This is a genomic window from Pseudomonas sp. 2995-1 (assembly GCF_002742505.1).
Taxonomy (GTDB): domain Bacteria; phylum Pseudomonadota; class Gammaproteobacteria; order Pseudomonadales; family Pseudomonadaceae; genus Aquipseudomonas; species Aquipseudomonas sivasensis.
The window spans coordinates 1-22,175 of sequence record NZ_LJSA01000432.1 but is presented as its reverse complement, the minus strand read 5'-3'; the positions used below and the strand labels follow the sequence as shown (position 1 = coordinate 22,175).

Genomic DNA, 22,175 nt, shown 5'->3' with positions numbered 1-22,175 from the left:
CGACAGCTTCAACCCTGCACGACGCAGGTGGCCAAGTGCGCAGCGAGCGCATCAAAGGCAATGTTCTGTTGCTCGCCCTGGCCACGCAGGGGTTTGAAACCTATCACTTGCTGGGCCAACTCGTCATCGCCGAGGATCAGTGCATACAGTGCACCGCTCTTGTCGGCCTTCTTGAACTGACTCTTGAAGCTGCCCGCGCCAGCATTAATCTGCAGGCGCAGGTTCGGCAACTGGTCGCGCACGCTCTCGCTCAAGGCCAGGGCCGCCAGTTCGGCTGCCTCACCAAAGGCGCACAGGTACACATCCACCTGACGGGAGATTTCTGCGGGGATTTGTTCCAGAGTTTCCAACAGCAGGATCAGCCGTTCGATGCCCATGGCAAAACCCACGCCGGTGGTCGGCTTGCCGCCCATCTGCTCGACCAAGCCGTCGTAACGGCCACCCGCGCACACAGTGCCTTGGGCGCCTAGTTTGTCAGTGACCCATTCGAACACGGTTTTGCTGTAGTAATCGAGACCACGCACCAACTTAGGGTTGATTACGTAGGGAATGCCGGCCGCATCCAGGCGAGCCTTGAGGCCCTCGAAGTGCACGCGGGATTCGTCATCCAGGTAGTCGGCCATTTTCGGCGCATCGACCAGTACGGCTTGCGTGTCGGCGTTCTTGGTGTCCAGCACGCGCAACGGGTTAGTTTTCAGACGGCGCTGGCTGTCTTCGTCCAACTTGTCCAGATGCGCAGACAGGTACTCGACAAGTGCGACGCGGTAGCGGCCACGGGATTCGCTGGTGCCCAGACTGTTGAGTTCAAGCTTGACCGCATCACGAATGCCAAGCATGCCCCACAAGCGCCACGTCATCACGATCAGCTCGGCATCGATGTCCGGACCGTCGAGGTTGAATACTTCCAGGCCGATCTGGTGGAACTGACGATAGCGGCCTTTTTGCGGACGCTCGTGGCGAAACATCGGACCGATGTACCATAGTTTTTGCGGCTGGCCGCCACCGGTGAGGCCGTGCTCAAGCACAGCGCGCACGCACGCGGCAGTGCCTTCCGGACGCAGAGTCAGGGAGTCGCCGTTACGGTCTTCAAAGGTGTACATCTCTTTTTCGACGATATCGGTCACTTCACCGATGGAGCGCTTGAACAGCTCGGTGAACTCGACGATCGGCATGCGGATCTGCTTGTAACCGTAGTTATCCAGCAGACGCGCGACAGTATTCTCGAAGTAGCGCCACAGGGGCGTCTGCTCCGGCAGAATGTCGTTCATGCCACGAATGGCTTGCAGAGACTTGCTCACATCAAATCCTTAAATTCGTTCAATCAGCCGCGAGCGATCAGCGCTGCGTCAGCGGCGACCTTTTCGGCCGCTTTCTCGCGGATCAGCTTTTCCAGCTCATCCACAAGATTGTCATTCGTTAACTTCTGCGACGGCTTGCCGTCGATGTAAATCAGGTTCGGTGTACCGCCGGTCAAGCCCACATGCGCTTCCTTGGCTTCACCCGGCCCGTTGACCACGCAACCGATCACCGCAACATCCAGCGGTACCAGCAAGTCTTCAAGGCGCAACTCCAAATCGTTCATGGTTTTCACCACGTCGAAGTTCTGCCGCGAGCAGCTCGGGCAGGCAATGAAGTTGATGCCACGGGAACGTAAACGCAGGGATTTGAGAATGTCGTAACCGACTTTCACTTCCTCTACAGGGTCTGCCGCCAACGAGATGCGGATAGTATCGCCAATCCCTTCGGCGAGCAGCATACCGAGACCTACCGCAGATTTCACTGTGCCTGAGCGCAAACCGCCAGCCTCGGTGATACCCAAGTGCAATGGCTGCACGATTTCCTTGGCCAGCAGCCGGTAAGCTTCAACCGCCATGAACACGTCGGAGGCCTTTACGCTGACTTTGAAGTCTTGGAAATTCAGGCGTTCAAGGTGTTCAACGTGGCGCAATGCCGACTCAACCAGCGCCGCCGGAGTGGGCTCGCCGTATTTCTTTTGCAGGTCTTTTTCCAGAGAACCTGCGTTGACGCCGATGCGGATCGGGATCCCACGATCACGGGCAGCATCCACCACCGCGCGCACACGGTCTTCACGACCGATGTTGCCTGGGTTGATACGCAGGCAATCGACACCCAGTTCAGCCACGCGCAACGCGATCTTGTAGTCGAAGTGAATGTCTGCAACCAACGGCACCTTGACCAACTGCTTGATGCGGCCGAAGGCTTCCGCAGCGTCCATGTCCGGCACGGAAACCCGCACTATGTCCACGCCAGCGGCTTCCAAACGGTTGATCTGGGCCACAGTGGCGGCTACATCATTGGTGTCGCTGTTGGTCATGCTTTGTACTGCGATGGGGGCGTCGCCGCCCACCGGCACCGAGCCGACCCAGATCTTGCGCGATACGCGACGTTTGATTGGAGATTCGCCGTGCATGACTATTGTCCCAACTTGAGGCGAGCAGTCTCGCCACTGGTGAACGGCGCCACGTCCACAGGCTGACCGTTGTAGGCCACTTGCGCGCCACGGGCGAAGCCCAGACGCAGCGTCAGAGGAGGCTTACCGCCTTGGTCAAGAGTATCTCCCTTACGCTTAAGACCGCTAAACAGCACTTTACCGTTGCCATCGGTGACTTGCGTCCAGCAGTCAGCAATGTAGGTCACTTGTACGCGCCCGTCACCGGCGATCAATGCTGGAGTGGTAGGTGGCGAAATAGCTGGCGTAGCCGAGGCTGCTGGAGCGGGGGGCGCGGACGCGGGTGCTGCCGGCGTATGAGCCTGGGCGGTGGGCGCTGCCGGAGTCGCTGGCGTTACAGGAGCAGGCACAGCGGCGGTTGTCGCAGGAGCGGTTTCCGGTGCCGGTTGCTCGGTCGCGAGCGGCGCTTCAGACGTGGCTTGCCCCTCGGCAACAGCCTGGTCTTCCGGTTCATCCAACGGATGGATCTGAGTGGTTCCATCGGCGCTTTCGACTTCGACGTGCTCCATCGCGCTGCTGGTCAGGTCTTTACTGCGCTGAGAGGCTTGGTCTTGCCACCAGACAAACCCGCCACCGATCACCGCAACAAGCAGCAACAGGCTAACAATTCGCAAAATGGTGTGGGAAACGCGCACTGGCTCTTCGATACGACCCAGGCCATGAACACTGCTGCCCTGGGAATCGGTGCCGGTGAATTGGTCGAACTCCTGAACCAGAACGGTCTGGTCGATACCCAGCAATTTGGCGTATGCGCGGATATAGCCTCGGGCGAAGGTGTGCCCAGGCAGCTTATCGAACGCGCCAGCTTCCAGATTGCCCAAGGACGTGGTGGTCAAATTGAGCTTGAGGGCCACTTCCGCCAGCGACCAACCATTGCTTTCGCGGGCCTGACGCAAGGTTTCGCCTGGGTTTACGCGATTAGCTGCTACAACTTCCGGGTGCGCCGCTTTCATCATTGCTCCGACAGGTATTGCTGATATTCCGGCGTACCGGGATAGAGTCGTTCGAGTTGCTGGCCAAAATGTGCGGCCGTGTCGCGTTCTTCATGAACTGTCGCCAGGCGCACACCGAGCAATAGACTACGTGCATTTTGCCCGCTGAGCAGGCTAAAACGCTCGTAATAGTCACGTGCCGGCACATAATGCCTGTCTTCGTAAGACAACTCAGCCATTTCGAGCAATGCCCGCGGCTGGCGACTGTTCAGGTGCAGGGCTTTTTCCAATTGCTGGCGAGCACTGTCGCGCTGGCCGAGACGCATTGAGGTCACCCCAAGGTTCTCGAAGACCCGCGAACGCTCTGGGTAAAGGGTGTCGGCAGAAGCTTGCTGGAAATAACGGGAAGCCTGGTCATAACGTTTCTGTTCGAACAGGAAGCTGCCGTAATTGTTCAGCAGCCGAGGGTCGGCAGGACGGGAGGCCAAAGCCTTTCTGAAATACTGATCGGCAAGTTCAGGTTCGGCCTGGGCTTGGAACACCAAGGCCAATGCAGCGTTGGCGTCGGCATCGTTGTTGTCCAGCTCAAGGGCCTTTTTCAAAGGCACCTTGGCCTGCTCGCTCATGCCCTGCTGCAGGTAACCCAACCCCAGTTGCACATAGGCAACTCGCGCCTCATCACGACCTTTACCGGTTTGCAAAGGGCTCTCATGGCCCGATGAAACACAACCGGCCGCGAGGCCGGTAACAAGCAGAAGCAGCGCAAGGCGCAAGGGCATAGAGATCCTCTCTCAGATTCGATTCACAGCGATTTGCGGCATGTCGTCGGCGGCATTCAGTTCACGCACGGCGATATAACGTTCGCTGCGACGGGTGCGATCCAGCACCTGTCCTACCAATTGGCCGCAGGCGGCGTCGATGTCTTCACCACGAGTGGTGCGTACGGTGACGTTGTAGCCTGCCTGGTGCAGTTGATCCTGGAAACGACGAATGGCGTTGTTGCTCGGCCGCTCGTAGCCAGAATGGGGAAACGGGTTAAACGGGATCAGGTTGATCTTGCACGGGGTGTTCTTGAGCAACTCGATCATCTCGATCGCGTGTTCGACCTTGTCGTTGATGTCCTTGAGCATGGTGTACTCAATGGTCAGCACGCGTTTCTCACCCAAAGTAGCCATGTAACGCTGGCAAGATTCGAGCAGCATCTTAAGCGGATACTTCTTGTTGATCGGCACCAATTGGTTACGCAATGCGTCATTAGGTGCGTGCAGCGACAACGCCAGGGATACGTCGATGTGCTTGGCCAGCTCATCAATCATCGGTACCACACCGGAGGTCGACAGGGTCACACGGCGTTTGGAGATGCCGTAGCCCAGGTCGTCCATCATCAGATGCATGGCCGCAATCACGTTGTCGAAGTTCAGCAGCGGCTCACCCATGCCCATCATCACCACGTTGGTGATGGCACGGTCGACGGTCGCCGGGACGCTGCCAAAGGATTTGTTGGCAATCCACACCTGACCAATGACTTCGGCGGCAGTGAGGTTGCTATTGAAGCCTTGCTTGCCGGTGGAGCAGAAACTGCAATCCAGGGCACAGCCTGCCTGGGACGAAACGCACAAGGTGCCACGTTTGCCCTGGGGAATGTACACGGTCTCGACGCAGCTGCCGGACGCCACGCGCACCACCCATTTACGCGTGCCGTCGGTGGAAATGTCCTCGCTGACAACTTCGGGGCCACGGACCTCAGCAATGGCCTTGAGCTTGTCGCGCAGGGCCTTGCTGACGTTCGTCATGGCGTCGAAATCGTCGACACCAAAGTGGTGAATCCATTTCATTACCTGACCGGCACGGAAGCGCTTCTCCCCGATTGAGTCGAAGAATTTCTCCATTTCCGGCTGAGTCAGACCCAGCAGGTTGGTTTTAACAGTCGATGTAGTCATGGATTCACCCTCACTCTTTAAGCCAATGCTTAGCGAGCGGTTACTTCAGTAGCAGCGAAAAAGTACGAGATTTCGCGAGCAGCGGCAGCTTCGGAGTCCGAGCCGTGTACAGCATTGGCGTCGATGGATTCAGCGAAGTCAGCACGGATAGTGCCGGCAGCAGCTTCTTTAGGGTTGGTAGCGCCCATCAGCTCACGGTTCAGAGCGATAGCATTTTCGCCTTCCAGAACCTGAACAACAACAGGACCGGAGATCATGAAGGCAACCAAGTCGCCGAAGAAGCCACGAGCGCTGTGCTCAGCGTAGAAGCCTTCAGCTTCAGCCTTGGACAGTTGCTTGAGTTTCGAAGCTACAACCTTCAGGCCGGCTTTTTCGAAACGAGTGGTGATCTCGCCGATGACGTTTTTTGCAACAGCGTCAGGCTTGATGATGGAGAAAGTACGTTGAACAGCCATGGTGTAACTCCAGAAACGGTAATTTACGAAAAATTAAACCCGCGAATTATACGCGGGTTATTGGGTATTGCCTAACTGCGTAAAAGGCGGCTCAGTCTGCTTCTTCGATCCACAGGCCCTGAATCGCCTCCAGAACCTTTTCGCCACCCCGATCCGGGATGTCATCGAATTCCGGCAGCGCCATTACGAGATCACGCAGTTTGACGAAGTTCACGGTAAGAGGATTGACCTCAGGATGAGCTTCAGCAAGTTGTATAGCGATTTCTTGTACATCAACCCATTTCAGGCTCATGACAGTTCCTTGAATCAATGCGGCGCTTCGGCCGCATGGTTGAGCGAATATTTCGGAATTTCGACAGTGATGTCCTCAGTTCCCACCCTTGCCTGACAGCTTAGACGCGATTGCGCTTCCAAGCCCCAGGCACGATCGAGAAAGTCCTCTTCCAGCTCGTCGGCTTCTTCAAGCGAATTGAAACCCTCGCGAATGATGCAGTGACAAGTGGTACAGGCGCACACGCCACCACAAGCGCTTTCGATCTCGATGTGGTTGTCATGGGCAACTTCGAGGATGGACTTGCCGGTCTCAGCCTCCACAACCATACCGTCCGGACAATGCTCGGCGTGTGGCAGAAAAATGACCTGCGGCATTAATTATTCCTCGATTTCATTCAGGTTGCGTCCCGCCAGGGCGGCTTTTACCGTCTGGTCCATACGGCGGGCGGCAAAGGCATCGGTCACTTGCGACAAGCGCTTGGTCTGTTGCTCGATAGCATAACCATCAGTGCCTTTCATCAGTTCGGCCAATTCATGCATCTGCAGGTCGATGACCATGCGCTCTTCGGCATCCAGCAGGCGTTCGCCGTCAGCCTCAAGGGCGCCCTGCACCGCTTCAAGCAGGCGCTGCGCATCCACTTGCTGTTCGCGCAGCACACGGGCGACCTTGTCGTCACCGGCGTACTGGAAAGAGTCCTTGAGCATCTTGGCGATTTCGCCGTCGGTGAGGCCGTAGGAAGGCTTCACCTGGATGCTGGCTTCAACACCAGACCCCAGCTCACGGGCCGCGACACTAAGCAGGCCGTCGGCGTCGACTTGGAAGGTCACACGAATTTTCGCAGCACCGGCTACCATTGCAGGGATACCACGCAATTCGAAACGCGCCAGGGAGCGGCAGTCACTGATCAGCTCGCGCTCGCCTTGCAGCACATGAATCATCATGGCCGTCTGGCCGTCTTTATAAGTGGTGAAGTCCTGGGCGCGGGCGACGGGGATGGTGGTGTTGCGCGGAATCACCTTCTCCATCAAGCCGCCCATGGTCTCCAGCCCCAGCGACAACGGAATCACGTCGAGGAGCAGCAGTTCGCCGCCATCGCGCTTGTTGCCGGCCAAGGTGTCTGCCTGGATCGCTGCGCCGATGGCGACTACTTGATCGGGGTCGATTTCGGTCAGTGGCTCGCGACCAAAAGCCTCGGCAACTGCCCCACGAACACGCGGCACACGGGTCGAACCACCCACCATGACCACGGCACCGACGTCTTCCAACTCGATACCGGAATCACGTACGGCGCGACGGCACGCCTTGAGGCTGCGGGCGACCATTGGCTCGATCAACGCATCGAAGGCTTCGCGCGTCAGCGGTGCCGACCAGTTGCCGTAAGACACGTCAATAGAGGCAGCATCAGTCAGCGCTTCTTTAGCGGCACAAGCAGTTTGCAGCAAGTTGCGCTGTGCGCCTGGATCCAAGTCCGCGGACAAGCCGGCACTGCTGATAATCCAGCCTGCGATCGCGTGGTCGAAGTCATCGCCGCCCAGCGCGCTGTCGCCACCAGTAGCCAGCACCTCAAACACACCGCCGGTCAGGCGTAGGATCGAAATATCAAAAGTGCCGCCGCCCAGGTCATAAATGGCAACCAGACCTTCGGCGTGCTGGTCCAGACCGTAGGCCACAGCAGCAGCAGTCGGCTCGTTGAGCAGGCGCAGCACGTTGAGGCCGGCAAGCTTCGCCGCATCCTTGGTGGCTTGACGCTGTGCGTCGTCGAAATAAGCGGGAACCGTGATCACTGCACCGACCAATTCGCCGCCCAAGGTCGTTTCTGCGCGCTGGCGCAGCACCTTGAGAATATCAGCCGACACTTCCACCGGACTTTTCGGCCCCTGGACAGTATCAATGAAAGGCATGTGGGATTCGCCGCCGACAAAGCGATACGGCAGTTGGTCGCCGAGCTGCTTGACGTCGGACAAGCCACGCCCCATCAAGCGCTTGACAGACAGCACAGTGTTCAAAGGATCGCTAGATGCCGCCAACTTGGCAGACTCACCGACCTCGGTGCGATCAGCGTGATAGCGCACGGCCGAGGGCAGGATGACCTGCCCATCAGCGTCCGGCAGCGGTTCGGACAGGCCACTGCGCAGGGCAGCGACCAGGGAATTGGTGGTGCCCAGGTCAATCCCGACCGCCAGGCGACGCTGGTGCGGTTGAGGGCTTTGGCCGGGTTCGGCGATTTGCAGTAATGCCATGGTAATCAGGTCTTATCTGTCTATCAGGCGTGCATCACGGGCAGCACTGGGTTAATCGTCGAGGCGCTCTTCTAGCTGGCGCACTTCGTAGGTGAGCTTGTCGAGGAACTGCATACGTCGCATCAGGCGTTCAGCCTGTTCACGTTGCGCTGCATCATCCCAACAGGCTGCGAAGCTTTCGTTGAGCTCATCCTGGGCCACTTTCAGACGGCGCTTGAAGACGGCGACACCGGCCACATCGGCCTCGTCGTGTAGGTCTTCGAGCTCTTCGCGCCACTGCATTTGCTGCATCAGGAAGTCGGGATCGTGAACCGTGACTTCAATCGGCAACTCGCCGCCGTTCATGGCGAGCAGGTAACGCGCGCGCTTTGGCGGACTCTTCAGTGTCTGATAGGCCTCGTTGAGGCTGGCCGACTGCTGCAGGGCCAGGCGTTGCTCACGCTCGGAAGCGTCAGCGAAGCGGTCCGGATGCACCCCACGCGCCAACTCTCGGTAGCGCGTGGCAAGCTGCTCAAGGTCCAGCCGAAAGCTCGGCTGCAGCTCGAATAAAGCGAAATGACAAGGAGTACCCACGAATAGCCTCAGATGTTGAAGCTTTCGCCGCAGCCACACTCACCGCGTACGTTGGGGTTGTTGAACTTGAAGCCCTCGTTCAACCCTTCCTTGACGAAATCGAGTTCGGTGCCGTCCAGGTAGGTCAGGCTTTTAGGATCGATGATCACTTTCTCGCCGTGACTTTCGAACACCTGGTCTTCCTCAACCACCTCGTCGACAAACTCCAGCACGTAGGCAAGGCCGGAACAGCCCGTGGTGCGAACACCCAGACGAATCCCCTCACCTTTACCGCGCCCATTCAGGGAGCGGCGAATGTGCTGCGCAGCCGCTTCTGTCATGCTGATAGCCATCGTTGACTCCTTACTCGTCGCCAAATGCTTAGATCAAGCCTTTCTTCTGCTTGTAGTCGCGAACGGCCGCCTTGATGGCGTCTTCTGCGAGTACGGAGCAGTGGATTTTCACTGGCGGCAGGGCCAGTTCTTCGGCCAACTGGGTGTTGCTGATAGTCACAGCCTCATCCAGAGTCTTGCCTTTCATCCATTCGGTTGCCAGAGAACTGGAGGCGATGGCCGAACCGCAACCGTAAGTCTTGAACTTGGCGTCTTCGATGACGCCAGCTTCGTTGACTTTGATCTGCAGGCGCATCACATCGCCGCACGCCGGAGCGCCGACCATGCCGGTGCCGACATCAGGATCTTCCGCGTTCATCTTGCCGACGTTGCGCGGGTTTTCGTAGTGGTCAATGACCTTTTCGCTGTAAGCCATGGTACTGAATCCTCACTCATCAGGGCCGCTCTGGAACCCTGTAAAAACGCCTGCGTTTTCCGCCACGTTCCTACAGAGCTTGGGTGGCGGCTTCTATAGTTAGTGTGCCGCCCACTCGATCTTGGAAATATCGACACCGTCTTTGTACATGTCCCACAGCGGCGACAGAACGCGCAGCTTGTTGACGGCTTCGCAGACTTTCTGCGCGGCGTAGTCGACTTGTTCTTCGGTGGTGAAGCGGCCGAACGTAAAGCGGATCGAGCTATGTGCCAGTTCGTCGTTGCGGCCCAGGGCGCGCAGTACGTACGAAGGCTCAAGAGAGGCCGAGGTGCAGGCCGAACCGGACGAAACCGCCAGGTCCTTGAGCGCCATGATCAGCGACTCGCCTTCGACGTAGTTGAAGCTCAAATTCAAGTTATGCGGTACGCGGGCGGTCATGCTGCCGTTTATGTACAGCTCTTCAAGGTTCTCGACCTGCTTGTAGAAGCGATCCCTCAGGGCCTTGATGCGCACGTTCTCGGCAGCCATGTCTTCCTTGGCTACACGGAAGGCTTCGCCCATGCCTACGATTTGGTGGGTCGCCAGGGTGCCAGAACGCATGCCGCGTTCGTGACCGCCGCCGTGCATGGTGGCCTCGATGCGCACGCGTGGCTTACGGCTCACGTACAGCGCGCCGATACCTTTAGGCCCGTAAGTCTTGTGGGCCGAGAAAGACATCAGGTCAACTTTCAGCTTGGACAGGTCGATATCAACCTTGCCGGTGGACTGAGCAGCGTCGACGTGCAACAGAATGCCCTTGGAGCGAGTCAGCTCGCCGATGGCCGAGATGTCGTTGATGGTGCCGATTTCGTTGTTTACGTGGATCACGGAAACCAAGATTGTGTCTTCACGCAGCGCGGCTTCAATCATGGCCGGGGTGACGATACCGTCGGTGGTCGGCTCAAGGTAGGTAACTTCGAAACCTTCACGCTCCAGTTGACGCATGGTGTCGAGGACAGCCTTGTGCTCAATCTTGGTGGTGATCAGGTGCTTGCCTTTGGTCGCGTAGAAATGCGCCGCGCCCTTGATTGCCAGGTTGTCGGACTCAGTGGCGCCGGAAGTCCAGACGATTTCGCGCGGGTCGGCATTAACAAGGTCGGCGACTTGGCGACGAGCATTCTCGACCGCTTCCTCGGCTTTCCAGCCGAATACATGGGAACGGGAGGCCGGGTTGCCGAAGTTTCCGTCGACCAGCAGGCACTCGCTCATCTTTTGCGCGACACGCGGATCAACCGGGGTGGTCGCTGAGTAATCAAGGTAAATCGGCAATTTCATGGACTTTCTCCTAAATCAGGCTGGCTGGCGTGCCGTTAGCTCTTCGGCTGTCACTCGACGGCGGACGCTTCAATCTTGTCCAGACGCGGCGCCTTAGTGTTGCAACGGCGCTGGTCCTGACGCTGGGCTACTTCTTGTACCTCACGGCGAGTCACAAGATCAGCCAAGCTGATACCACTCAAAAACTCATGGATCTGCAGACTCAAGTCACACCACAAATGGTGCGTCAGGCAGGTGTCGCCTGCATGGCAGTCACCCAGGCCCTGGCATTTGGTCGCGTCAACGGATTCGTTGACCGCATCGATCACCTGGGCCACCTGAATGCCCTGCATATCGCGGGACAACTGATAGCCGCCACCTGGCCCACGCACGCTGGAGACCAGATTGCTACGGCGCAATTTGGCGAACAGTTGCTCAAGATAGGACAGGGAAATGCCTTGGCGCTCGGAGATATCGGCCAGGGACACCGGCCCAGTTTGCGCGTGCAGAGCCAGGTCGAGCATGGCAGTCACCGCGTATCGGCCTTTTGTAGTCAGTCTCATGGACAATTACCAAGGTGTTTCAGAATGTGGGCAAGTATGCGATTCCCGAGTATTTAAGTCAACTATAAGACCTAGTACTTTAGTCAGGATTACCCGTAAAAAGGGCGCGCAAATCATAGCAGGATGGGGTGGGGACGAACAGCGGGAACAGGGCCTAGCGGCTACTCCGAGACCAATGGAGGTCAAGATGTAGGAGGCAACCGCTCCCAATAGCAGCGGACCAGCCCACGTAGTGAACGACTAACAAACAGCTATCGAGAGCAAGCCCCCTCCCACAGGTGACTTTCAGTGCCTGGAAGACCTCAACCAGTCTTCGTCGCAGCTTCGTCCTTGATCTCGGCGAAGTCCTCTTCGCGCAGCTCAGGAAGCTCTTTCGCACAGTAACTGCTGCCCAGCTCCTTCAGCGCGCCGCACATACCGTCCAGCTTCCCGTCCACCGCCTGCAAGTGGTCAAGCAACTGGCCGATGGCGCGCGCGACCGGATCAGGCATGTCTTCACTGACTCCATAGGCATCAAAGCCGATCTTCTCGGCCATTGCCTTGCGCTTTGCTTCCTGCTCATCGCCAACTTCCGGCTTGACGATGATTCGGCCCGGAATACCCACCACGGTTGCGCCAGGCGGTACAGCCTTGGTTACGACCGCATTGGAGCCGACCTTAGCGCCAGCACCTACAGTGAATGGCCCTAGCACCTTGGCGCCGGCCCCTACCACCACGCCATCGCCCAACGTTGGGTGGCGCTTGCCTTTGTTCCAGCTAGTGCCGCCCAACGTCACACCTTGATAGAGCGTGACATCGTCGCCAATCTCAGCAGTTTCACCGATGACGATACCCATACCATGATCGATAAAAAAACGGCGCCCCACCTTGGCCCCCGGATGAATCTCGATACCCGTCAACCAGCGGCCGAAGTTCGACACCAGTCGCGCCAGCCATTTCCAGCCCATGCCCCACAAGGCGCCGGATAGCCGATGAATCCAGATCGCGTGCATGCCCGGATAGCAGGTCAGCACTTCAAAGGCGTTGCGGGCCGCCGGGTCACGGTGGAAAACACTCTGGATATCTTCTCGCAAACGCTCGAACATTTTTAATCCTTCCGCTTAAGAAGCTCGCCACGGGCCGCTTTTTGGGTTTCCGTGAGGATGCCACGCAATATATTCATTTCCGCCCGGCTTACCGAGCTGCGCCCGTACAACCGACGCAGGCGCGCCATCAAGTGCCGCGGCTTGTCAGGGTCAAGGAATTCGATAGCCACCAGGGTTTGCTCCAGGTGCTCATAGAACCGCTCCAGCTCATCCATGGTGGCCAGCTCGCCACTTTTGGTCGACGCAACCTCTTCCTTTTCCATTTTGCTTGGCTGACCGGCAGCTGCCAGCCACGACATGCGCACTTCGTAAGTCAGCACCTGCACCGCAGCCCCGAGGTTCAGTGAACTGAATTCAGGGTCCGATGGAATGTGCACATGGTAGTGACATCGCTGCAGCTCCTCATTGGTGAGGCCGGAGTCTTCACGACCAAACACTAAGGCGATCTCAGCGCCACCAGCAGCCTCTTCCACCACTTTACCGCCGCATTCACGGGGATCCAGCAGAGGCCAGGGGATGCGACGATCACGGGCACTGGTGCCGAGCACCAGATTGCAGCCGACCAAAGCATCCTCCAGGGTGGCGACGACCTGGGCTTTTTCAAGGATGTCATTGGCACCGGATGCACGGGCATCGGCCTCGTGATGCGGGAACACGCGCGGTTCGACCAGCACCAGGCGCGTCAGCCCCATGTTTTTCATGGCACGCGCCACCCCACCGATATTGCCGGGATGACTGGTATTGACCAAGACGACACGAATGTTTTGCAGCAAGGGAGGCGCTCTCGGACATGGGAAAGGGGAGCAAATCTTACAGAACAGCCTAAGGTTATGCCATGAAAGCTAACGTCGTCCTTCACCTGAAGAAAGTTTCTGCTAGAATGCCCGGCTTTCTTTAACAACCTTAGGTGACACATCCATGCAGCCCATGCTGAATATCGCGCTGCGCGCCGCCCGCAGCGCCAGTGAATTGATTTTCCGCTCCATCGAGCGCCTGGATACCATCAAGGTCGACGAAAAAGACGCCAAGGATTATGTATCCGAGGTAGACCGCGCCGCCGAACAGAAAATCATCGACGCACTGCGCAAGGCTTACCCTACCCACGGCATCCTGGGTGAGGAAACCGGCCTGCATAAAGGTAGCGGCGAAGGCGAAGACTACCTGTGGATCATCGACCCACTGGATGGCACCACCAACTTCCTGCGCGGCATCCCCCACTTCGCAGTAAGCATCGCCTGCAAATACCGTGGCCGCCTGGAACATGCCGTCGTCCTCGACCCGGTTCGCCAGGAAGAATTCACCGCCAGCCGTGGCCGTGGCGCCCAGCTGAACGGTCGCCGCCTGCGCGTCAGCGGCCGTACCAGTCTCGACGGCGCCCTGCTGGGTACCGGCTTCCCCTTCCGCGATGACCAGATGGACAACCTGGAAAACTACCTGGGCATGTTCCGCGCCCTGGTTGGCCAGACCGCAGGTATCCGTCGCGCTGGCGCAGCGAGTTTGGACCTGGCCTATGTTGCTGCCGGTCGTTTTGATGCGTTCTGGGAGTCAGGCCTGTCCGAGTGGGACATGGCTGCAGGCGCTCTGCTGATCCAGGAAGCCGGTGGCTTGGTGAGCGACTTCACCGGTGGTCACGACTTCCTGGAAAAAGGCCACGTCGTTGCTGGCAACACCAAATGCTTCAAGGCAGTGCTGACGGCTATACAGCCACACCTGCCAGCCTCGCTGAAGCGCTAAGCTAGCGAGCATAAAAAAAAGCACCCTTCGGGGTGCTTTTTTTATGCCTGCGATTTGGTGCGAACTTGAATACCAGCAACGCTACCAATCAATGTGAAAGGGATGTTGCCTCCGATGACAGCAGCTCAGTTACAGACTCATTAACCGATGCGCCCACATCAAGAGCAAGCACCCTCCCACACCTTCAACTATGACAAGCCTCAAATTATTGCTGGTTTTGACCCAACACTAAACGACCTTCTTTATCGACCGGAATCTGGCCACCCGGATCACGATCCATCCGCACCGAGCCTTCCTTGCCATCCAAGGTGTAACGCACGTCATAGCCGACTACCTTGTCGCTGATGTCGTTGACGGTGTTACAACGCGTTTGTGTGGTGGTGTAGGTATCGCGATTCTGCATACCCTCTTGAACCTTGTTACCGGCATAACCACCACCGACCGCACCGGCTACCGTCGCTAGCTTCTTACCGTTACCGCCACCGATCTGATTACCCAGCAAACCACCCGCCAGGGCACCTACAACGGTACCTGCGATTTGATGCTGGTCCTGCACCGGTCGCTGCCGAGTAACTGCGACGTCCTTACAGACTTCGCGAGGGGTCTTGATCTGGGTTTTTACCGGCTGCACCGCCAGCACTTGCGCATACTCAGGGCCGCTTTTTACCAGGCTGTAGGTGGCGACAGCACCCCCGGCAGTTACACCGACAGCACCCAATACCGCACCAACCAGTAACGACTTGTTCACGTTGAACCTCCTGACCATCACAAACGGACCGAAAGATCCGCGCTATACCCAGCCTTGGAGCAAAAAAAAAGGCACGAGTTCAATACTCGTGCCTTTCTTGTAACAGCAGATCAACAAGCGCTCATTAAGGGCGGTCGTCGACCTCCTTGCCAGTCGCGGCTGGAGGGATCAAGTCTTCGCTGTTGAGGTTCAACCAGATCAGCACCACGTTGGCGATGTAGATCGACGAGTAAGTACCCGCCAGAACGCCGATAAACAGCGCCAGGGAGAAGCCCCACAAGTTGTCACCGCCGAAGATCATCAGCGCAGCAATCGCCAGCAAAGTGGAGATTGATGTCGCCATGGTACGCAGCAGGGTCTGAGTGGTGGAGATGTTGATGTTCTCGATCAGCGTCGCCTTGCGCAATACGCGGAAGTTCTCACGAACCCGGTCGAATACCACGATTGTGTCGTTGAGCGAGTAACCAATAATCGCCAGCACAGCCGCCAGTACGGTCAGATCGAAGGTTATCTGGAAGTACGCCAGAATACCTACGGTCACGATCACGTCGTGGATCAGCGACACAATCGCGCCGACACCGAACTTCCACTGAAAGCGGAAAGCCAGGTAAATCATGATGCCGACGAGTGCCATCAGCATGCCAAGGCCGCCTTGGTCGCGCAGCTCTTCACCTACTTGCGGGCCGACAAACTCGACGCGCTTGACCGACGCGGGATTGTCGCCGCCAACCTTTTGCAAGGCTTCGGCTACTTGGTGACCCAGTTGCGGATCTTCGCCTGGCATGCGCACCAGCAGGTCGGTGGTCGCACCAAAGCTCTGCACCACGGCCTCGTGATAACCGGCCTTTACCAGCTCGTTGCGCACTAAGGTAACGTCGGCCGGCTTCTCGTAGGTCAGCTCAATGAGCGTACCCCCGGTGAAATCCAAACCGTAGTTCAGGCCCTTATGGAACCAGCTGAACAACGCCAGAACGGTAAGGAGCACAGTGACGCCGAACGCAATGTTGCGAACGCCCATGAAGTTGATTGTACGTAACATGGCAGCCCCTTAAATCCACAACTTCTTGAAGTCACGCCCGCCAAAGATCAGGTTGACCATTGCGCGGGTCACCATGATGGCCGTGAACATCGAGGTAAAGATACCGAGGGACATGGTCACCGCAAAACCTTTGACAGGGCCGGTGCCCATGGCAAAGAGAATCCCGCCAACCAGCAATGTGGTCAGGTTGGAGTCGAGAATCGCGGTAAATGCCCGGCCGAAGCCTTCGTTGATTGCGCGCTGCACAGTCATGCCTGCGGCGATCTCCTCACGTATCCGCGAGAAGATCAGCACGTTGGCATCTACCGCCATACCCATGGTGAGTACGATACCGGCGATACCCGGCAAGGTCAGCGTAGCGCCCAGCAGCGACATCAAGGCCAGCAGCATCACCATGTTGCCCGCCAGGGCTACGGTAGCGATGATGCCGAAGAAGCGGTAGATGGCGATGATGAACAGCGACACGAACAACATGCCCCACAGTGCAGCATCCACGCCTTTGGTGATGTTGTCCGCACCCAGGCTTGGGCCGATGGTGCGCTCTTCAGCGAAGTACATCGGCGCCGCCAGGCCACCAGCACGCAGCAGCAGTGCCAGCTCCGAGGATTCACCCTGGCCGTTCAGGCCAGTGATACGGAACTGAGCACCCAGCGGCGACTGGATGGTCGCTAGGCTGATGATCTTCTTCTCTTCCTTGAAGGTCTGCACCGGCACGTCTTTCTCGACGCCGTTGACGATCTGCTTGGTGTAGGTAGTAACAGGACGCTGCTCGATGAAGATCACCGCCATGCTGCGACCGACGTTGCTGCGCGTGGCGCGGCTCATCAGTTCGCCGCCGTGACCATCCAGGCGAATGTTAACTTCAGGTGTGCCGTGCTCGCCGAACCCGGCCTTGGCGTCGGTTACCTGATCACCCGTGATGATCAAACCACGCTCGATTTGCGCCGGCGGACGATTGCCTTCACGGAATTCGAACTCCTCGGAAGTCGCGCGGGAAGCGCCTGGCTCAGCTGCGAGACGGAATTCCAGGTTGGCAGTTTTACCCAGGATACGCTTGGCTTCAGCGGTGTCCTGCACGCCTGGCAGCTCAACCACAATGCGGTTGGCGCCCTGGCGCTGAACGATCGGCTCGGCCACGCCCAGCTCGTTGACGCGGTTACGTACCGTGGTCAAGTTCTGCTTGATGGAATACTCGCGGATTTCGGCGATCTTGGCCGGGCTCATTGCAAGACGCAGCACGGCCTGACCGTTCAGGTCAGCCGGTACGATGTCAAAATCGTTGAAGTTCTTGCGGATCAGCGCACGGGCCTGTTCGCGGGAAGCTTCGTCTGAGAAGCCCAACTGGATGGCGCCGTTGAGCTGCGGCAGGCTGCGATAACGCAACTTTTCTTTGCGCAGCAGGCTCTTCACATCGCCTTCATAGACTTTCAGGCGTGCGTCGAGGGCTTTGTCCATGTCGACTTCCAGCAGGAAGTGCACACCGCCGGACAAGTCCAGACCCAACTTCATCGGGTGCGCGCCAATGCTGCGCAGCCATTGCGGCGTGGTCTGTGCCAGGTTCAGCGCAACGACGTAGTCGTCACCCATGGCCTTGCGCACGACGTCTTTGGCCGGCAATTGGTCTTCTTGCTTGGTCAGGCGCAACAAGCCGCCCTTCGCACCAGCCGCCAATGTTGCCGCTTTAACTTGGATACCCGCGTCGTTCAGAGCCTTGCTCGCGCGTTCCAGGTCAGCCTGATTGACCTGCAACGAAGTGCTGGCGCCAGTGATCTGGATCGCCGGATCATCAGGATAGAGATTGGGAGCGGAATAAATAAAACCGATCGCCAGCACCGCCAGGATCAGTACGTATTTCCACAGAGGGTATTTGTTCAGCATCACGCCGCCCGCTTATAACGCGGGGCGCCTTGCGCGCCCCGTCGATTGGTAAAGGTTGTTACTTAGATCGCTTTGAGCGTGCCTTTTGGCAGCGTGGCGGCGATGGCGCCCTTCTGGAACTTCATTTCTACAGTGTCGGAGACTTCCAGAACCACGAAAGCGTCGGAAACCTTGGTGATCTTGCCGGCGATACCGCCAGTAGTCACAACTTCGTCACCTTTCTGCAGGCTGCCCAGCAGGTTTTTCTGCTCTTTGGCACGCTTGGCCTGTGGACGCCAGATCATGAGGTAGAAGATGACCAGGAAGCCGACCAGGAAAATCCACTCGAAACCACCGCCCATAGGGCCGGCAGCAGCAGGCGCAGCGGCGTCAGCCATGGCGTTAGAGATAAAAAAGCTCATTTAGCACTCCAGTTGCAAATAGTGAATCTTAGGGTCGGAAAACTCAGTCCAAGGGCGGCACAGGGAGCCCGCGCTTGGCATAGAAGGCATCGACGAAGGCGGCCAATGTACCCTGTTGAATAGCCTCGCGCAAACCAGCCATCAGGACTTGGTAGTGACGCAAATTGTGGATGGTATTCAACATGCTACCCAGCATTTCCCCGCATTTGTCCAGATGGTGCAGATAAGCACGGGAGAAGTTCTGGCAGGTGTAGCAATCACAGGTGGGATCCAGCGGCGAATCATCATGGCGATGGAACGCGTTACGGATCTTCAGCACGCCTGTATCGATAAACAGATGCCCATTGCGGGCATTACGGGTTGGCATCACGCAATCGAACATGTCCACACCGCGGCGCACACCCTCTACGAGATCTTCCGGTTTGCCAACGCCCATAAGGTAACGAGGTTTGTCAGCGGGCATCAGGCCTGGCAAGTAGTCCAGCACCTTGATCATCTCGTGTTTGGGTTCGCCTACCGACAAACCGCCGATGGCCAGGCCATCGAACCCGATTTTGTCGAGGCCTTCAAGCGAGCGTTTACGCAAGCTTTCATGCATACCGCCCTGGACAATACCGAACAGCGCAGCGGTGTTATCACCGTGGGCGTTCTTCGACCGCTGAGCCCAACGTAGCGACAACTCCATGGAGATTCTCGCGACATCTTCATCGGCCGGGTAAGGCGTGCACTCGTCGAAAATCATCACGATGTCCGAACCCAGGTCACGCTGTACCTGCATCGACTCTTCCGGCCCCATGAATACTTTAGAACCATCCACCGGCGAGGCGAACGTTACGCCCTCTTCCTTGATCTTGCGCATGGCGCCCAGGCTGAACACCTGAAAACCACCGGAGTCGGTGAGAATTGGGCCTTGCCACTTCATGAAATCGTGCAGGTCGCCGTGCTTCTTGATCACTTCCGTGCCCGGACGCAGCCACAGGTGGAAGGTGTTACCAAGAATGATCTCGGCACCGGTGGCGACGATGTCACGGGGCAGCATGCCCTTTACGGTGCCGTAGGTGCCAACCGGCATGAACGCCGGCGTCTCTACCGTACCGCGAGGGAAAGTAAGGCGACCGCGACGGGCTTTGCCGTCGGTGGCCAATAATTCAAACGACATACGACTCATAAGGTTTCCTCTGGGCCGCGTGGCGCCGGGTTACGGGTGATAAACATCGCATCACCGTAGCTGAAAAAACGGTACCCATTATTGATGGCCGCTTGATAAGCCGCCATGGTTTCCGGGTAACCGGCAAATGCCGACACCAGCATCAAGAGCGTGGATTCCGGCAGATGGAAATTGGTGACTAGGCAATCGACGACATGGAACGGCCGGCCTGGGAAGATAAATATATCGGTGTCGCCACTGAACGGTTTGAGCACACCATCACGCGCCGCGCTCTCCAAGGAGCGCACGCTGGTGGTACCCACTGCGACTACACGCCCGCCACGAGCCTTGCACGCAGATACCGCATCGACAACTTCCTGGCTGACTTCCAGCCACTCGCTGTGCATATGGTGGTCTTCGATGTTATCCACACGCACCGGCTGAAAGGTGCCGGCCCCCACGTGCAGGGTCACATAGGCCGTCTCGACGCCCTTGGCCGCAATCGCATCCAGCAGCGGCTGGTCGAAATGCAGTCCGGCCGTTGGCGCGGCAACCGCGCCTAGGCGCTGGGAGTACACCGTCTGATAGCGCTCGCGGTCCGAGTCTTCATCAGGGCGGTCGATATAGGGAGGCAGCGGCATATGGCCGACGCGCTCCAGCAGAGGCAGAACCTCTTCGGCGAACTTGAGCTCGAACAATGCATCATGGCGCGCCACCATCTCGGCTTCGCCGCCGCCTTCGATCAGAATGCTCGAACCCGGCTTCGGTGATTTGCTGGAGCGCACATGGGCTAGCACGCGATAGCTGTCCAGCACGCGCTCCACCAGAATTTCCAGCTTGCCGCCGGAGGCTTTTTGGCCAAACAACCGCGCAGGAATTACGCGGGTGTTGTTGAATACCATTAAGTCGCCTGGGTTTAAATGCTCAAGCAAATCAGTGAATTGACGGTGTGCGAGGGCACCGCTGACCCCTTCCAGGGTAAGCAGTCGGCTGGCGCGACGCTCGGCCAAAGGGTGGCGTGCGATCAGCGAATCAGGGAGTTCAAAAGTAAAGTCAGAAACGCGCATGATGGGGTTCGTCTAGCAGGGCCGGGAAGTTTAGCGGAAATAGTGAAAATAGACCATGAAACGTGATTGACCAACGGTAATCTCATCTCTATACTTCGCCGCCATTGAGCCCTGATGGCGGAATTGGTAGACGCGGCGGATTCAAAATCCGTTTTCGAAAGGAGTGGGAGTTCGAGTCTCCCTCGGGGCACCATCTTAAAAAAAGACCTTGAATTTCAAGGTCTTTTTTTTCGTCTGTGGAAAAGTGAAGTCACGTCGCCAGAGGCCGGCAAAGGTGCCCAGAAGGCGAGAACAGACAAAACCAGCCCACAACCTTAAAGATCGTTGAGCGCGCTCACGCCCCGCCCCAGAAGCCTTGTGATGACATCGAAAGCCCACTCTCGCTCACCTCCCATCACGCATAAGCCAACGCGCGAATCTCGAATTACGATATCGGCCTTATCGATTGGACGAATTTGGGCTACGCCGAGGCGTCGGCAACACCCAGGCCCAACCATTGAGAGATTTCTAGCTTAGGTAGAAGGCAATATCCGTTAGGAATCCTGGCAAATGTTCCGCATCAGACAGTGCGCGTATCGGTAAGCGTCTGCCGAACTCAACTTGCATAAGCTTGAGATTCATTATGGAGGGCTTCGCAGAGAGCTGTAGGCAGGTTTCGAGTGCAATCAACTGTTGGTTGAGGCTCGTCTTAGCACACTCGGCCTGCCGCCCTACCCAAAGGAGATGAGATGAAGGACCAATCCGCCCCTATCCTGATTGTTATCCTTGACGTTCAAGATGCGATTGATCGTCCGAACTGGGACGGCAAAAATAATCCTAACTATTTGCCGGTCATCCCGCGCCTTCTCAATCAGTGTGAATCGCCCCGGATTCTCTAGACACCTTGCAAGCTCATTGCGTAACGCTTTTCAAACTACCGATGGCAGCTGATTGTTGAAACCATGGCGGCGTTTTACGTTGTTTCATACGTACGAATGTAGGTGATGTCAGTGACCCAAACCCTGTTGGATTCCAAGACATCGAACTGGCGCTTCAACAAATTGGGTAATGCTACCGCTGGCTTACCGCCGCACTTTCCGGGGCGGCGTCGATAACCTGTCTGAGAACGCATACCTTAAAGACGCATCAGCCTAGCCACACAATGACCACCACAATCCTCACAGACCTAGCGCAGATCGTCATGGATTTTGCGATAGCCGTAAACGCCGCCGCTCTCCAGCCAGGAATGCTTGACCAAACCCAGCAGTCGCTGGTCGTCTTTGGCGCGTATAGATTGCGGCTCAGACCGCCACGCTGTAATAACCACCGGGATGCACTATCAGCGTCAGGCAAAGCCGTCGAATCGAGTAGTCGCCCGTGCGCTGCTTGATAAAGGCGCACTTTTTGGCGAAGTATCCAAACACCTCAGACTTGGGTACCAATATAGCGCCCGATTGAAGTGTTCAAAATCATTAGGCCAGTTCAGGCCCGCCGCCCCTGAGGATATTCGAGAGCTCGCCCTGATCCGCCCTCGCACTTTCCGCCCGCCCAAAACAAAACCCCATCTGCTTTCGCAAATGGGGTTTCGGAATTTAATCTTGACGATGACC

The 22,175-nt window shown here is 57.5% G+C and carries 24 protein-coding genes, 1 tRNA gene and 1 pseudogene; 3 read left to right on the top strand and 23 right to left on the bottom strand.

What is annotated here, in order from left to right:
- Positions 1 to 8: 8 nt before the first annotated feature.
- The 16 genes from hisS to trmJ all read right to left on the bottom strand — a co-directional run bounded on the left by hisS (position 9) and on the right by trmJ (position 13,345).
- Positions 9 to 1,298 carry a histidine--tRNA ligase gene (hisS, locus tag AOA61_RS22030; protein ID WP_032890710.1) on the bottom strand — a complete coding sequence of 430 codons (1,290 nt, stop codon included), beginning with the start codon at positions 1,296 to 1,298 and terminating at the stop codon, positions 9 to 11.
- A 23-nt stretch (positions 1,299 to 1,321) separates the two neighbouring features.
- The gene (ispG, locus tag AOA61_RS22025) at positions 1,322 to 2,431 is read right to left on the bottom strand and encodes a flavodoxin-dependent (E)-4-hydroxy-3-methylbut-2-enyl-diphosphate synthase (RefSeq protein ID WP_003175952.1); all 1,110 of its coding nucleotides are present in this window, start codon (positions 2,429 to 2,431) and stop codon (positions 1,322 to 1,324) included.
- 2 nt (positions 2,432 to 2,433) lie between these two features.
- A complete protein-coding gene (locus tag AOA61_RS22020) occupies positions 2,434 to 3,423 on the bottom strand; it encodes a RodZ family helix-turn-helix domain-containing protein (protein ID WP_032890708.1) in 990 nt (329 codons plus the stop codon).
- Positions 3,423 to 4,181, bottom strand: coding sequence for a type IV pilus biogenesis/stability protein PilW (gene pilW, locus AOA61_RS22015; protein WP_032890706.1), 759 nt, complete (start codon positions 4,179 to 4,181; stop codon positions 3,423 to 3,425). Before pilW ends, AOA61_RS22020 begins: the two co-directional genes overlap by 1 nt.
- 12 nt (positions 4,182 to 4,193) lie before the next feature.
- Positions 4,194 to 5,342: a 23S rRNA (adenine(2503)-C(2))-methyltransferase RlmN gene (rlmN, locus tag AOA61_RS22010; RefSeq protein ID WP_032890704.1), complete on the bottom strand. Its 1,149-nt coding sequence runs from the start codon at positions 5,340 to 5,342 to the stop codon at positions 4,194 to 4,196.
- A gap of 29 nt (positions 5,343 to 5,371) precedes the next feature.
- Complete coding sequence (ndk, locus tag AOA61_RS22005) at positions 5,372 to 5,797, bottom strand: nucleoside-diphosphate kinase (RefSeq protein ID WP_003175956.1); 426 nt, start codon at positions 5,795 to 5,797, stop codon at positions 5,372 to 5,374.
- 91 nt (positions 5,798 to 5,888) lie between these two features.
- Positions 5,889 to 6,089, bottom strand: coding sequence for a Fe-S cluster assembly protein IscX (iscX, locus tag AOA61_RS22000; RefSeq protein WP_032890702.1), 201 nt, complete (start codon positions 6,087 to 6,089; stop codon positions 5,889 to 5,891).
- 14 nt (positions 6,090 to 6,103) lie between these two features.
- Positions 6,104 to 6,445 carry an ISC system 2Fe-2S type ferredoxin gene (gene fdx / locus AOA61_RS21995; protein ID WP_099602716.1) on the bottom strand — a complete coding sequence of 114 codons (342 nt, stop codon included), beginning with the start codon at positions 6,443 to 6,445 and terminating at the stop codon, positions 6,104 to 6,106.
- A gap of 3 nt (positions 6,446 to 6,448) precedes the next feature.
- On the bottom strand, positions 6,449 to 8,311 hold the full coding sequence (gene hscA, locus AOA61_RS21990; RefSeq protein WP_032890687.1) for a Fe-S protein assembly chaperone HscA: 1,863 nt from the start codon (positions 8,309 to 8,311) through the stop codon (positions 6,449 to 6,451).
- Between the two features lie 51 nt (positions 8,312 to 8,362).
- The gene (gene hscB, locus AOA61_RS21985) at positions 8,363 to 8,884 is read right to left on the bottom strand and encodes a co-chaperone HscB (RefSeq protein WP_032890686.1); all 522 of its coding nucleotides are present in this window, start codon (positions 8,882 to 8,884) and stop codon (positions 8,363 to 8,365) included.
- Positions 8,885 to 8,892: 8 nt separating this feature from the next.
- Entirely contained in the window at positions 8,893 to 9,216 is a 324-nt protein-coding gene (gene iscA, locus AOA61_RS21980; protein WP_003209680.1) for an iron-sulfur cluster assembly protein IscA, read from the bottom strand.
- Between the two features lie 28 nt (positions 9,217 to 9,244).
- Complete coding sequence (iscU, locus tag AOA61_RS21975) at positions 9,245 to 9,631, bottom strand: Fe-S cluster assembly scaffold IscU (protein WP_003209682.1); 387 nt, start codon at positions 9,629 to 9,631, stop codon at positions 9,245 to 9,247.
- Between the two features lie 99 nt (positions 9,632 to 9,730).
- The gene (locus AOA61_RS21970; RefSeq protein WP_099602715.1) at positions 9,731 to 10,945 is read right to left on the bottom strand and encodes an IscS subfamily cysteine desulfurase; all 1,215 of its coding nucleotides are present in this window, start codon (positions 10,943 to 10,945) and stop codon (positions 9,731 to 9,733) included.
- 50 nt (positions 10,946 to 10,995) lie between these two features.
- Positions 10,996 to 11,487: a Fe-S cluster assembly transcriptional regulator IscR gene (gene iscR, locus AOA61_RS21965; protein WP_003194020.1), complete on the bottom strand. Its 492-nt coding sequence runs from the start codon at positions 11,485 to 11,487 to the stop codon at positions 10,996 to 10,998.
- A gap of 302 nt (positions 11,488 to 11,789) precedes the next feature.
- A complete protein-coding gene (gene cysE, locus AOA61_RS21960) occupies positions 11,790 to 12,572 on the bottom strand; it encodes a serine O-acetyltransferase (RefSeq protein WP_032890682.1) in 783 nt (260 codons plus the stop codon).
- Between the two features lie 2 nt (positions 12,573 to 12,574).
- Positions 12,575 to 13,345 (bottom strand): tRNA (cytosine(32)/uridine(32)-2'-O)-methyltransferase TrmJ, encoded by a 771-nt coding sequence (trmJ, locus tag AOA61_RS21955; RefSeq protein WP_099602714.1) that lies wholly within the window; start codon positions 13,343 to 13,345, stop codon positions 12,575 to 12,577.
- A 145-nt stretch (positions 13,346 to 13,490) separates the two neighbouring features.
- Here trmJ and suhB point away from each other — a divergent pair, with 145 nt between their 5' ends.
- On the top strand, positions 13,491 to 14,306 hold the full coding sequence (gene suhB, locus AOA61_RS21950; protein ID WP_003175971.1) for an inositol-phosphate phosphatase: 816 nt from the start codon (positions 13,491 to 13,493) through the stop codon (positions 14,304 to 14,306).
- Positions 14,307 to 14,511: 205 nt separating this feature from the next.
- On the opposite strand, the gene AOA61_RS21945 is transcribed toward suhB, so the two are convergent.
- The 6 genes from AOA61_RS21945 to queA form a co-directional block, all read right to left on the bottom strand.
- Positions 14,512 to 15,054 (bottom strand): glycine zipper 2TM domain-containing protein, encoded by a 543-nt coding sequence (locus AOA61_RS21945; protein ID WP_032890678.1) that lies wholly within the window; start codon positions 15,052 to 15,054, stop codon positions 14,512 to 14,514.
- 124 nt (positions 15,055 to 15,178) lie between these two features.
- Positions 15,179 to 16,093, bottom strand: a complete 915-nt coding sequence (gene secF / locus AOA61_RS21940; protein WP_032890676.1) for a protein translocase subunit SecF — start codon at positions 16,091 to 16,093, stop codon at positions 15,179 to 15,181.
- A 9-nt stretch (positions 16,094 to 16,102) separates the two neighbouring features.
- Positions 16,103 to 17,971 carry a protein translocase subunit SecD gene (gene secD / locus AOA61_RS21935; RefSeq protein WP_032890673.1) on the bottom strand — a complete coding sequence of 623 codons (1,869 nt, stop codon included), beginning with the start codon at positions 17,969 to 17,971 and terminating at the stop codon, positions 16,103 to 16,105.
- Positions 17,972 to 18,033: 62 nt separating this feature from the next.
- The gene (gene yajC, locus AOA61_RS21930; protein WP_003175975.1) at positions 18,034 to 18,372 is read right to left on the bottom strand and encodes a preprotein translocase subunit YajC; all 339 of its coding nucleotides are present in this window, start codon (positions 18,370 to 18,372) and stop codon (positions 18,034 to 18,036) included.
- Positions 18,373 to 18,415: 43 nt separating this feature from the next.
- Entirely contained in the window at positions 18,416 to 19,531 is a 1,116-nt protein-coding gene (tgt, locus tag AOA61_RS21925) for a tRNA guanosine(34) transglycosylase Tgt (RefSeq protein WP_003175976.1), read from the bottom strand.
- A gap of 5 nt (positions 19,532 to 19,536) precedes the next feature.
- Positions 19,537 to 20,586, bottom strand: a complete 1,050-nt coding sequence (queA, locus tag AOA61_RS21920; protein ID WP_099602713.1) for a tRNA preQ1(34) S-adenosylmethionine ribosyltransferase-isomerase QueA — start codon at positions 20,584 to 20,586, stop codon at positions 19,537 to 19,539.
- Positions 20,587 to 20,694: 108 nt separating this feature from the next.
- On the opposite strand from queA, the gene AOA61_RS21915 reads away from it, so the two are divergent.
- Both AOA61_RS21915 and AOA61_RS21910 read left to right on the top strand, forming a co-directional pair.
- Positions 20,695 to 20,779, top strand: a tRNA-Leu gene (locus tag AOA61_RS21915).
- A gap of 535 nt (positions 20,780 to 21,314) precedes the next feature.
- Positions 21,315 to 21,464, top strand: coding sequence for a hypothetical protein (locus AOA61_RS21910; RefSeq protein ID WP_241149728.1), 150 nt, complete (start codon positions 21,315 to 21,317; stop codon positions 21,462 to 21,464).
- 83 nt (positions 21,465 to 21,547) lie between these two features.
- Here the strand turns inward: AOA61_RS21910 and AOA61_RS21905 are convergent.
- Positions 21,548 to 21,971 (bottom strand): annotated as a pseudogene (locus AOA61_RS21905) (IS3 family transposase); the annotation flags it as partial.
- Positions 21,972 to 22,175: the final 204 nt, after the last annotated feature.

Bases quoted from the DNA above. Each gene is read 5' to 3' on its own strand.
- ispG (WP_003175952.1), bottom strand. From the start codon at position 2,431: ATGCACGGCGAATCTCCAATCAAACGTCGCGTATCGCGCAAGATCTGG.
- AOA61_RS22020 (WP_032890708.1), bottom strand. From the start codon at position 3,423: ATGAAAGCGGCGCACCCGGAAGTTGTAGCAGCTAATCGCGTAAACCCA.
- pilW (WP_032890706.1), bottom strand. From the start codon at position 4,181: ATGCCCTTGCGCCTTGCGCTGCTTCTGCTTGTTACCGGCCTCGCGGCC.
- rlmN (WP_032890704.1), bottom strand. From the start codon at position 5,342: ATGACTACATCGACTGTTAAAACCAACCTGCTGGGTCTGACTCAGCCG.
- ndk (WP_003175956.1), bottom strand. From the start codon at position 5,797: ATGGCTGTTCAACGTACTTTCTCCATCATCAAGCCTGACGCTGTTGCA.
- iscX (WP_032890702.1), bottom strand. From the start codon at position 6,089: ATGAGCCTGAAATGGGTTGATGTACAAGAAATCGCTATACAACTTGCT.
- fdx (WP_099602716.1), bottom strand. From the start codon at position 6,445: ATGCCGCAGGTCATTTTTCTGCCACACGCCGAGCATTGTCCGGACGGT.
- hscA (WP_032890687.1), bottom strand. From the start codon at position 8,311: ATGGCATTACTGCAAATCGCCGAACCCGGCCAAAGCCCTCAACCGCAC.
- iscA (WP_003209680.1), bottom strand. From the start codon at position 9,216: ATGGCTATCAGCATGACAGAAGCGGCTGCGCAGCACATTCGCCGCTCC.
- iscU (WP_003209682.1), bottom strand. From the start codon at position 9,631: ATGGCTTACAGCGAAAAGGTCATTGACCACTACGAAAACCCGCGCAAC.
- AOA61_RS21970 (WP_099602715.1), bottom strand. From the start codon at position 10,945: ATGAAATTGCCGATTTACCTTGATTACTCAGCGACCACCCCGGTTGAT.
- iscR (WP_003194020.1), bottom strand. From the start codon at position 11,487: ATGAGACTGACTACAAAAGGCCGATACGCGGTGACTGCCATGCTCGAC.
- cysE (WP_032890682.1), bottom strand. From the start codon at position 12,572: ATGTTCGAGCGTTTGCGAGAAGATATCCAGAGTGTTTTCCACCGTGAC.
- suhB (WP_003175971.1), top strand. From the start codon at position 13,491: ATGCAGCCCATGCTGAATATCGCGCTGCGCGCCGCCCGCAGCGCCAGT.
- secF (WP_032890676.1), bottom strand. From the start codon at position 16,093: ATGTTACGTACAATCAACTTCATGGGCGTTCGCAACATTGCGTTCGGC.
- secD (WP_032890673.1), bottom strand. From the start codon at position 17,971: ATGCTGAACAAATACCCTCTGTGGAAATACGTACTGATCCTGGCGGTG.
- yajC (WP_003175975.1), bottom strand. From the start codon at position 18,372: ATGAGCTTTTTTATCTCTAACGCCATGGCTGACGCCGCTGCGCCTGCT.
- tgt (WP_003175976.1), bottom strand. From the start codon at position 19,531: ATGTCGTTTGAATTATTGGCCACCGACGGCAAAGCCCGTCGCGGTCGC.
- queA (WP_099602713.1), bottom strand. From the start codon at position 20,586: ATGCGCGTTTCTGACTTTACTTTTGAACTCCCTGATTCGCTGATCGCA.
- AOA61_RS21910 (WP_241149728.1), top strand. From the start codon at position 21,315: ATGAAGGACCAATCCGCCCCTATCCTGATTGTTATCCTTGACGTTCAA.